Annotated in this window: 9 protein-coding genes; 3 read left to right on the top strand and 6 right to left on the bottom strand. The window is 74.3% G+C overall.

The genetic code is table 11. From position 1 onward, the window contains the following. Window positions 1–83 precede the first annotated feature (83 nt). Window positions 84–539 carry a tRNA (cytidine(34)-2'-O)-methyltransferase gene (locus ACFWEJ_RS23510; RefSeq protein WP_377231604.1) on the top strand — a complete coding sequence of 152 codons (456 nt, stop codon included), beginning with the start codon at window positions 84–86 and terminating at the stop codon, window positions 537–539. Window positions 540–546: 7 nt separating this feature from the next. Here ACFWEJ_RS23510 and ACFWEJ_RS23505 read toward each other — a convergent pair whose 3' ends face one another. The 4 genes from ACFWEJ_RS23505 to ACFWEJ_RS23490 form a co-directional block, all read right to left on the bottom strand. After that, on the bottom strand, window positions 547–1299 hold the full coding sequence (locus ACFWEJ_RS23505) for a hypothetical protein (protein ID WP_377231603.1): 753 nt from the start codon (window positions 1297–1299) through the stop codon (window positions 547–549). Window positions 1300–1352: 53 nt separating this feature from the next. Then, window positions 1353–2021 (bottom strand): ThuA domain-containing protein, encoded by a 669-nt coding sequence (locus ACFWEJ_RS23500; protein WP_377231602.1) that lies wholly within the window; start codon window positions 2019–2021, stop codon window positions 1353–1355. Between the two features lie 126 nt (window positions 2022–2147). Next, the gene (locus ACFWEJ_RS23495) at window positions 2148–3119 is read right to left on the bottom strand and encodes an NAD(P)-dependent alcohol dehydrogenase (RefSeq protein ID WP_377231601.1); all 972 of its coding nucleotides are present in this window, start codon (window positions 3117–3119) and stop codon (window positions 2148–2150) included. Then, on the bottom strand, window positions 3116–3679 hold the full coding sequence (locus tag ACFWEJ_RS23490; protein WP_377231600.1) for a nitroreductase family deazaflavin-dependent oxidoreductase: 564 nt from the start codon (window positions 3677–3679) through the stop codon (window positions 3116–3118). The genes ACFWEJ_RS23495 and ACFWEJ_RS23490 overlap by 4 nt, the downstream gene beginning before the upstream one ends. Window positions 3680–3783: 104 nt before the next feature. Here ACFWEJ_RS23490 and ACFWEJ_RS23485 point away from each other — a divergent pair, with 104 nt between their 5' ends. Continuing rightward, window positions 3784–4533: a TetR/AcrR family transcriptional regulator gene (locus ACFWEJ_RS23485; RefSeq protein WP_377231599.1), complete on the top strand. Its 750-nt coding sequence runs from the start codon at window positions 3784–3786 to the stop codon at window positions 4531–4533. A 25-nt stretch (window positions 4534–4558) separates the two neighbouring features. Here ACFWEJ_RS23485 and ACFWEJ_RS23480 read toward each other — a convergent pair whose 3' ends face one another. Both ACFWEJ_RS23480 and ACFWEJ_RS23475 read right to left on the bottom strand, forming a co-directional pair. After that, window positions 4559–5797 (bottom strand): NAD(P)/FAD-dependent oxidoreductase, encoded by a 1239-nt coding sequence (locus ACFWEJ_RS23480; protein ID WP_377231598.1) that lies wholly within the window; start codon window positions 5795–5797, stop codon window positions 4559–4561. A gap of 201 nt (window positions 5798–5998) precedes the next feature. Then, window positions 5999–7054, bottom strand: a complete 1056-nt coding sequence (locus ACFWEJ_RS23475; RefSeq protein ID WP_377231597.1) for an aldo/keto reductase — start codon at window positions 7052–7054, stop codon at window positions 5999–6001. Window positions 7055–7117: 63 nt separating this feature from the next. Between ACFWEJ_RS23475 and ACFWEJ_RS23470 the strand changes: the two genes are divergently transcribed. Continuing rightward, window positions 7118–9301 carry a hypothetical protein gene (locus tag ACFWEJ_RS23470; RefSeq protein WP_377231596.1) on the top strand — a complete coding sequence of 728 codons (2184 nt, stop codon included), beginning with the start codon at window positions 7118–7120 and terminating at the stop codon, window positions 9299–9301. The last annotated feature ends 159 nt before the right edge of the window (window positions 9302–9460 follow it).

Raw genomic sequence — 9460 nt, 5'->3', positions numbered from 1 at the left:
ACGCCCCGCCGTCCGGCAGCGAGAATGGTCCCGTGCCGCATCCGTCTGACGCCCCCGCGCCGCCCGAGAACCCCCTCGCCCACATCGTCTACTTCGAGCCCCGCATCCCCGGGAACACCGGGTCCGCGATCCGGCTCGCCGCCGTCACGGGGGCGCGGCTGCATCTCGTGGAACCGCTGGGCTTCGACCTGTCGGAGGCCAAGCTGAAGCGCGCCGGCCTCGACTACCACGACCTCGCCGTCATGGACGTGCACCCGTCGCTCGACGCGGCCCTCGACGCGCTGCCCGAGGCCAGGGTCTTCGCGTTCACGACCCGCGCGACCACCCGCTTCACCGACGTCGAGTACCGGCCGGGCGACGTGCTGCTGTTCGGCCCCGAGCCGACTGGGCTGCCGCCGGAGGCGCTCAAGCACCCCCGGGTCACCGACGAGCTGCGCATCCCGATGCTGCCGGGTCGCCGGTCGCTCAACCTGACCAACGCGGCATCGATCGCGGTCTACGAGGTGTGGCGCCAGGCGGGATTCGCCGAGGGGGCGTGAGGTTCGGCTACGGCCGCACCACCAGCACACGCCCCGGGGCCAGCTCGTACCGGCCGGGCACGGCGCCGGGGCTCGACGGACCCGCCTGCGCGACCACGGTCACGGGCGGCTCGCCCACCACGCGGTCCGACGTCGGGAACCAGTTGCGGCCCACGCTGACCAGGATGAGCATGCCGTCGATGTGCCCGGCCGGGCTGAACGTCGCCGACCCGGTCGGGTAGCGGCCGATCCCGGCCTCGGTGAGCCGGTCGGCGGTGCCCACGACGTCGGGCACGGCGATGCCCACCTCGCTCACGGACAGCAGGTCGCCCGGCCCAAACGGTTCCGACGGGCTTGGCTGGGTGCCGGGCGCGTGCGGGCTCGAGGCCTTCGCACCCGTGCCGCGCCCGGCACCCAGGTCTCGGGGGAGATCACGGCGCGCGATGACCTCCAGGACGGAGCGGTCCGGCCCCGGGAAGTACAGCGACCGCGCGTTCCAGGCGTCCTGTGCCTCGAACTCCGTCCGGTCGCCGTCGCTCAGCAGACCGGGCCCCGCCGCCAGGAACGCGCGGGCGGCGTCGAACCGCGCGTCGTCGATCAGGAACGCGTAGTGCTGATCGCCCGCGGCGACGGCATCCTCGCGGAAGCGCAGGACGGTGCGCCCGACGGTGACCTCGACCGCGCCGATCTCCTTGCTGACCGGCAGGCCGAGGACCGTCTCGTAGTACGCGGCCGTCTCGGCGATCGAGCGGGTCACCGTGTCGATGCTGATGATCTCCATGCGACCCAGCCAACAACCTCAACGACGGTTGAGGTCAAGCGGCTGCCGCCGGCCTACGCCAGCAGCCAGGACCCCGCGCGACGCAGCAGCTCCTGGTGCCCCGCCGAGGTGAACGAGCGGACGTCGTGGCCGAGCCCCGAGTACACGCTGCGGCCGCCGTGCGCCTCGTTGACCCACAGCACCGGGTGCGGGGCGCCGTCGTCGTCCAGGGTGGTGCCGAGCACGCGCGTCTCCGGGGCGACGCGGAGCCGGCAGTACCGCTCGTCGAAGGCGTCGACCACGCTCAGGCCCTCCGTGAGGGGGTGGCCGACCGTCAGCTCGAAGCGGGCGGTGCCGATCGGCGGGTGCATCGACTCGCCCGGGATCCAACGTCCGCCGAGCACCGCCTCCCAGTCGGGCGCGTCGTAGAAGGTGTTCGCCGCCTGGTGCAGGCCAAGCACGGCGCCCCCGGCCCGCGCCCAGGCGGACAGCCGGTCGTGGACGGGTCGCCAGTCGTCGTCGGACCCGTCGAAGTCGGCATCCCGGCGGCCCGTCCCGCCGTTGACGACCAGCAGGTCCACGGAGTCCAGGTCGTCCAGCGCGTGGCGGAACAGCCCGCGCACCTCGACGGCCCCCAGCTCACCGAGGATCCCGGCCGCCACGTGCGACGTCGCCGCGTGGTCGTGCCAGGGGTCCTCGTAACGTCCACGGCCGGAGAGGATGAGGATGCGGCGTTGCGTCATGCGCCCGATCCTGCCATCGCGTCACCCCGACGCGGCGTCCGCGCCGGGCGGCGGACGCCGAACGTAGCCTTCGTCGCTCCAAACGGGGCTCATGGACCGACCGACCCTACGTTCGACGGGGCCCGCCTACGGGAGCACCAGGAGCTTGCCTCGCGACTCGCCCGAGGCCAGGCGGCGAAAGGCCTCGACCCCGTCGGCAAGGGCGTAGCGGCGGTCGATCCTGGGGCGCACGGCGCCCGAGGCGAGCAGCCCCGCGAGCTCGTCCAGGTCGGCGCGGCGGTTCGGGTGCCAGGCGAAGGTGCCGATCCGGGTGCCGGTGAGCGCGCCGACGACCGGGCCGAGCAGCGCCTTCTCCGCGAAGGAGCCCATCCGCCGCGCGATCAGCACGTACCGGCCGCCCGGCGCCAGGCAGCGGCGGACCGCCGCGACGGACCGGGTGTCGGCGATGTCCAGCACCACGTCGAACCGCCGGCCGGAGCGCGTGACGTCCTCCTCGCGGTAGTCGATCACCTCGTCCGCGCCCAGCTCGCGGAGCAGCGCGAGCCTGTCACCGTGGTCGACGGCGGTGACCTCCGCGCCCCGGGCCTTCGCGATCTGCACCGCGAACGGCCCCACGCAGCCGCCCGCGCCGTTGACCAGCACGCGCTCCCCCGGCCGGATCGGCCCGGCGGCGCGCAGGCCCTGGAGCGCGAGCGAGCCCGAGTGCGGCGCGGTGGCCGCGTCCTCGAACGGGACCTGATCCGGGAGCGGCGAGAGGGCGGATGCCGGGACACACACCCGGTCGGCCAGCGCGCCGTGCCCGCTGTCGAAGAGGTCGGCCCAGACGCGGTCGCCCGGGACCAGGCCCGTCACCTCGGACCCGACCCGCTCGACCGTCCCGGCGACGTCGAGGCCGACCCGCTGGTTCGTCGGCCGCACCAGGCCCGTGGCCACGCGGGCGATGCGCGGGCGGCCGAGGAGGTGGTCGAGGTCCGCCGTGTTCAGCGAGGCGGCCGCGACCCGGACGACCGCCTCGCCCGGGCCTGGCTCGGGCCGCCCGACGGCGGCGACCCGCAGGACGTCCACAGGACCGTACCGGTCGCGGACGACCGCCCTCACGGCGCGCCGCCCGCCCCGTCGCGGGCGGCGGCCGATCCGTCCTGGCCCGCGGCGGCCGCCGCGGAGGCCGCCCCGCCCGAACCGGTCACCACCCGCCGCAGCGCGAGGAAGTCGGTGACCTTGAAGAGCCGTGCGATCCGCCGATCCACCGCAGTCAGGTAGGGCAGGGCTTCGGCCGGCTCGATGATCTCCGGGGTCACCACGTAGCTCTGCCCGTCGACCCGCAGCTCCGCGGAGCCGGCCGCCCGGACGTTCCGCAGCCAGTCCACGCCGGCGCCGTACGGGAGGTACACGAGGAAGTCGTCGTCCATCCGGTACACGCCGATCGGCGTCGCGTACCGCACCCCGGACCTGCGCCCGACATGGCGGATCAGGTCGTTGGACGAACCGGGCTCCCCCGCGTCCCGCAGCGTCCGGCGGTTGGTGACCCTCCGGTTGAACCGCCGGACGACCGCGAGCCCGCGCCGGCTCTTGGTCCGCATGACCAGCACCAGCGCCGCGAACGCGGCGAGCCCCAGCACGAGGAGAGTCCCCACCACCCACAGGATCCAGGCCCACATGACGCACCGCCTTCCGGACGAGACTTACGGCGTAAGTCTTACGACGTAAGGTAGGACCGTCGCGAGGCCCCGTCAAGGGTCGGCGGACGTAGGATCGCGAGACCATGACTTCCCCGCAGACGACCGGCACGCCACCGCGCACCACCCTGACCCGTGCCCGGGTGCTGGAGTCGGCGGTCGCCCTGGCGGACCGGGAAGGTCTCGGCGCGCTCACCATGCGGAGCCTGGCCCGCGAGCTCGGCATCGAGGCGATGTCGCTCTACCACCACGTCGCCAACAAGGAGGACCTGCTCGACGGCGTGGTGGACGTCGTGGCGGCGGAGATCCAGGACGGGGTGGCCCTGCTCGATCCCCTCCCCGACGACGCGCCGCCGTCCGCCTGGAAGCCCGCGATGCGCCGGCAGATCCTCACGGCGCGCGCGGTGCTGCTACGCCACCCGTGGGCGTCGACCGTCCTGGAGACGCGGACGTCCTTCAGCCTGCACATCGTCCGGTACTGCGACTCGCTCCTCGGGCTGATGCGCCGGGGCGGCTTTTCCTGGGATCTGGTGCACCACGCGATGCACGCCCTGGGCAGCCGGGCGTTCGGGTTCTCCCAGGAACTCTTCGAGCCCGACGGCGCCACTGCGGGCTCGGCCGCCGACGGCGGCGCCCGGGAGGGCGCCGACGACGAGGCCGCCGCGCTGCTCCAGCAGATGGCCGGCCAGGTGCCGCACATGGTCGAGATGCTCGCCGAGGTGGCCCACGACGAGCCGGGCGCCACCCTGGGCTGGTGCGACGACCAGACCGAGTTCGAGTTCGGGCTGGACCTGATCCTCGACGGGCTCGACCGGCTGGCGGGGCGCCCGGCCTGACGTCGCCGGCGGCCAGGGCCTCAGGTCAGCGCAGCGGGTCGAACGGCCGGATCTCCTCCGGCGTCTCCCCCGTCGTGATCTGCGCCGCCAGCGCACGGCCGGTCGCGGGGCCCAGCACCATGCCCCACATGCCGTGTCCGCCGGCCACGTAGACGCCGGGTGCCGCCGTCGCGCCCACCAGGGGCAGCCCGTCCGGCGTCACCGGCCGGGAGCCCACCCACTCGTCCTCGCGGGAGTCCAGGTCGACGCCCTCGAAGAGGCCGCGCACCGAGTTCACGATGGCCTTGATCCGCCGGGGCTGGAAGGGCTCGTCGGGGCCCCGGAACTCCATGGTCCCGGCGACCCGCAGCCGCCCCTGGTACGGCGTGCAGGCCACGCGGCGGGCCGGGAAGTAGACCGGGTGGTCGATGGGCCGTCCGGACACGGGGACGCTGAACGAGTACCCCCGCCCCGCCTGCACCCGGGTGCGCACGCCGAGCCGTCGGGTCAGGTCCGGGAGCCACGCACCCGTGGCGACCACGACGGCGTCCGCCCGCAGCGGGTCACGGCCGGCGACGTCGACCTCGGACCCGCCGTCCGCCAGGGTCCGGACGTCCGTCACCCGGGCGTCCGTCAGCACCTTCGCGCCCCGCGCGCTGACCGACGTCGCCAGCGCCTCCACGTACAGCCCCGGCTCGATGTACCGCTGCCCCTCCAGGGTCCAGGCCGACCGGACCGCCCGGGAGAGGTGGGGCACGCGGACGCCGTCGGGCACCCGGGACAGCCTGACCTCCTGGCCGGCCTTCGCGACCGCGCGCAGCTCGTGCACGAACGGGCGGGACTCCCGCTCCTGCTCGAACCCGACCACCCAGGGCCTGGCGTACGACGTCGCGTGCACGCCCCCGGCCTCCAGCTCGTCGTACGCCTCGAGCGCCATGCGGTCGATCGGGGTGAGGGCGGCCATCGCGCGCTGCCAGGCGCCGGGCGTCGCGTGGGACATGAACCGGGCGAGGAAGCCCCAGAGCGCCCGGTCGAACCGGAACGGGACGCTGAGGGCGGCGTCGGGGTCGAGCATCGCCTTCGGCCCGTAGGCCCAGAGCGACGGGTCGGCCAGCGGCATCACCATGCCCGGGGTGAGCCAGCCGGCGTTGCCCCACGAGGAGCCGGACGCGACGCCGTGCCTGTCGAGGACCGTCACCTCCACGCCGCGTTCCTGCAGGTGCCAGGCGGTGGACAGGCCGACCATGCCGGCCCCGACGACGATCGCGGACTTGGTTTCCGTCACGCTGGTGCTCCTTCTCGCGAGTGCAGTACCCCCAGTACCCCTCCCCGTCGAGCGGCGAACTCCCCCATCGTCCGCCGCGCCGGTCGATTCGGCGCGACGGTTCCGTGAAGTGCGGCGGAACGCGGGGTGTGGAACGGCCGACGCCGCCCGTCCCGGGCGTGGCGCCCGGGGCGGACGGCGTCGAGCGGCAGTGCCGAGGCGTCAGCCCAGGGGGCGCGCCAGGGGCTCGATCGCCGCGATCTCGTCCGCGGTCAGGGGGCCCGCCGCGAGCGCCGCGACGTTGTCCTCGAGCTGCGCCACCGACGACGCGCCGATGAGCGCCGACGTGACGCGCTCGTCCCGGAGCACCCAGGCGAGCGCGAGCTGGGCGAGCGTCTGCCCGCGGCCGGCGGCGATGTCGTTGAGCGCCTTGGCGCGGCCCAGGTAGTCCTCGGTGAGGGCCCGGTCCGAGAGGAACGGCGAGTCGGAGCGGGCCGCACGGGACCCGGCCGGGGCGGCGCCGGCGAGATACTTGCTGGTCAGCAGGCCCTGCTGCAGCGGGGAGAACACGATGGTGCCGACACCCAGCTCGCCGACGACGTCGAGCAGCGACTCTCTCTGCACGCCGTCGTACCCGTCCTCGTGGGCGGGGTTCTCGATGTGCCGGTTGAACATCGAGTAGGACGGCTGGTGGATGAGCAGCGGGACGCCCAGCTCGCCGAGGATGCGGGCGGCGTCACGCGTGCGCGCGGGCGAGTAGTTGGAGACGCCCACGTACAGCGCCTTGCCCTGCTGGACCGCGGAGGCGAGCGCGCCCATGGTCTCCTCGAGCGGCGTCGAGGGGTCGGGCCGGTGGTGGTAGAAGACGTCGACGTAGTCGACACCCATGCGGGTCAGCGACTGGTCGAGGCTGGCCAGCAGGTACTTGCGCGAGCCGTGGTCGCCGTACGGGCCGGGCCACATGTCGTAGCCGGCCTTCGTGGACAGGACCAGCTCGTCGCGGTACGGCTTGAGGTCGGCGGCGAGGTGCCGGCCGAAGTTCGCCTCGGCCGCGCCGTAGGACGGGCCGTAGTTGTTCGCCAGGTCGAAGTGCGTGACGCCCAGGTCGAGCGCGCGGCGCAGGATGGCGCGCTGCGTCTCGAACGGGCTGGTGTCGCCGAAGTTGTGCCAGAGCCCCAGCGACAGCGCGGGCAGGTCCAGACCCGAGCGGCCGGTGCGGCGGTACTGCATGGTGTCGTAACGGTCCTCTGCTGCGAGGTACCGGGATGCGAGAGGCATACGGCCATCGTGGCACGGGAAACCTGTCCGCCCGGACCACCGTTCCCTGCCATGATGCGCGTCATGTCTGCGCAGATCTTCGACCTCGTCGTCCGCCGGACGTGGCGCGTCCCCCTGACCGCGGTCTCGACCGGCGACGCCGCCTCGGTCGCCCGCCGGTTCGACGCCGTGCTCCTGACCTCGGGCTACAAGGCCTCGGGTCGGCTGCTGGGCCACCTGGGCACCCTGGCGCCGCAGGACGCGCGGCTGGTGGCGGTGCAGACCCTCGCCGTCGTGCACGAGGCGCTCGGCGCCCACGTGCAGCACAACACGTACTTCCAGGACTTCCCGCAGAACGTGCCGGACACGCTGGACTTCTGGGTGTCGTGCCTCCGGGACGCGCTGGAGGGAGCCCCGGACACCGAGGAGATCTTCGCGCGTCGGGGGAAGATCAACCTGCTCGCCCTGCCCCGCTACGGCCGGTACCAGCACACGTACGAGGAGATGGTGGCAGCGCACGACGCGTTCGTGCCCGCGCTCGGCGACCGGCGCACGGTGCTCGACGTCGGCGGCACGCTCGACGAGGAGGCCCACCGCCTCTACCTCCACCTCGCGGGGAGCACCACCCCGCTGTCCGACGCCGATCTCGCCGCGCTCGCGCTGCTGGCCCAGCACTGCGGCGGCATGGAACAGCCCGCGGCAGTCCCGACGCGGACGGCGCGCGCGATCGTCAACGCCACGCACGTGCTCTACGGGCGGGAGCCCGAGGCCGACACGGTCACCGACGTCCTGCGACTGGCCTGCGCGCTGTCCGGTGGGGACGTGACGCTGGAGACCGCCACGCGGTTCCGGTCGCTGCCGCGTCCGGTACGGCGCGTGCTGCTGGGCACGCTCGACGCGGTCGTGGCGGCGTCGTCCGCGAAGCTCGGCGACGTCGCGGCGCACCGGGAGGCCTGGAAGCGGCTCGGCGAGCGGCTGCACCCGCACGAGCACCGGGGCCTGCCGTCGGCCGCCCGGGTGTTCGCCGTCGCCCGCGGCGACGAGGACGCGCCGTCCCTGGCCGCGCGGGTCGAGCGCTCGCTCGCCTCGGGTGCCCGGGCGGAGGCGCTGCGGCTGCTCGCCGCGGCGCCCGGCACGCTCGTGCGGCGGGCGGACCACCTGCTGCGTTCCGCGGCGGACGACGTCGAGGCGACCGCCGTGGCCGACGCCGTCGAGCGGGCGCTGCCCGCGGTGTCCGGCCGGGTCGTCCTCGGGCTGCGGGAGCACCTGGAGAACCGGCGTCTTGCCGACACGCGGCAGGGCACGGGGCGGCCGGACGCCGGCCGGCGCGTCTTCGTCAACCGGCAGGGCGGCGCGTGGGCCGTGCCCGACGAGCGCGCAGAGCTCCCCGCGGAAGCCCTGATGGCGCTCGCGCTGGCCTGCGACGCCGAGGTACTCCGCCGGGTCCCCCGGCCGGACGAGCTGGTGGTCGACCCGGACCTGCTCGACGTGGCGCTCCCGCTGTCGGCACGGGCCCGGCCCGACGGCGCCGGGGTGCTGCCTCGCGGCTCGCGCACCCGCGTGACCGGCGAGCTGCTGCGGTTCTTCGTGCACTGGCGGCAGCGGAGCACGGACACGGACCTCGACCTCTCGTGCCTCCTGCTGGACCGCGACTTCGCCGACGCCGAGCACGTCTCGTGGACCCGGCTGCGCGGCGGCGGCTTCGTGCACTCCGGCGACCTCACCGAGGCCCCGGACGGCGCGACGGAGTTCGTCGACGTCAAGCTGTCCGGGATCCGCCGGGACGTCGTCGTGCCGGAGGTGCACGTTTACTCGGGCGAGCGGTTCGACGAGGTCGCCGAGGGCTTCTTCGGGTTCATGACCCGCGACGTCGCGCAGGCCGGGCTGCCGTTCGAGCCGGCGACGGTGCGCCTGAAGTCCGACCTGGCCGGCTCCGGCAAGGTCGCGGTCCCGCTGGCGTTCCTCCGGGCCGGGGACGGCTGGGAGGCGCTCTGGCTGCACCTGAACCTCCGCGGCCGGCCGAGCTTCAACACCGTCGAGGCGCACCGCGTCACCACGACGACGCTGGTCCGGGACATCGCGGCGCGCCGCTACCTCACGGTGCGCTACCTGGTGGACCTGCTCCAGGCCGACGGCGTGAAGGTGCACCACTCGGTTCCGCAGGGCGCCAGGCCGGTGACGTATCTCGGGTTCGGTGCCCCGGAGGACCTGCCGGAGGGCTCCCGCGTGGTGACGCCCCAGAACCTGCTCGACCTGGTGCCCGCCTGACGTCTAGGGTGTCGCCCGGGCGAGGCCATGTGGCGGCTTCCTTCTCACTCTTGGATGAACCTAGTCGCCGCGCTCTCCTCGCCCGCCCTCTTGCCCGACGCCGACGCCGTCGTACCCCGGGCGTTGACCACAGCAGCTGCTGCCAGGACGGCCGTGCTC

The organism is Promicromonospora sp. NPDC060204, assembly GCF_042728455.1.
Lineage (GTDB): Bacteria > Actinomycetota > Actinomycetes > Actinomycetales > Cellulomonadaceae > Promicromonospora.
Note: the sequence above shows the minus strand (reverse complement) of the source record. Positions and strands in the feature narration are given on the sequence as shown.

Coding starts and splice junctions, on each gene's coding strand:
- ACFWEJ_RS23485 (WP_377231599.1), top strand. CDS start 3,784: ATGACTTCCCCGCAGACGACCGGCACGCCACCGCGCACCACCCTGACC.
- ACFWEJ_RS23500 (WP_377231602.1), bottom strand. CDS start 2,021: ATGACGCAACGCCGCATCCTCATCCTCTCCGGCCGTGGACGTTACGAG.
- ACFWEJ_RS23505 (WP_377231603.1), bottom strand. CDS start 1,299: ATGGAGATCATCAGCATCGACACGGTGACCCGCTCGATCGCCGAGACG.
- ACFWEJ_RS23475 (WP_377231597.1), bottom strand. CDS start 7,054: ATGCCTCTCGCATCCCGGTACCTCGCAGCAGAGGACCGTTACGACACC.
- ACFWEJ_RS23490 (WP_377231600.1), bottom strand. CDS start 3,679: ATGTGGGCCTGGATCCTGTGGGTGGTGGGGACTCTCCTCGTGCTGGGG.
- ACFWEJ_RS23470 (WP_377231596.1), top strand. CDS start 7,118: ATGTCTGCGCAGATCTTCGACCTCGTCGTCCGCCGGACGTGGCGCGTC.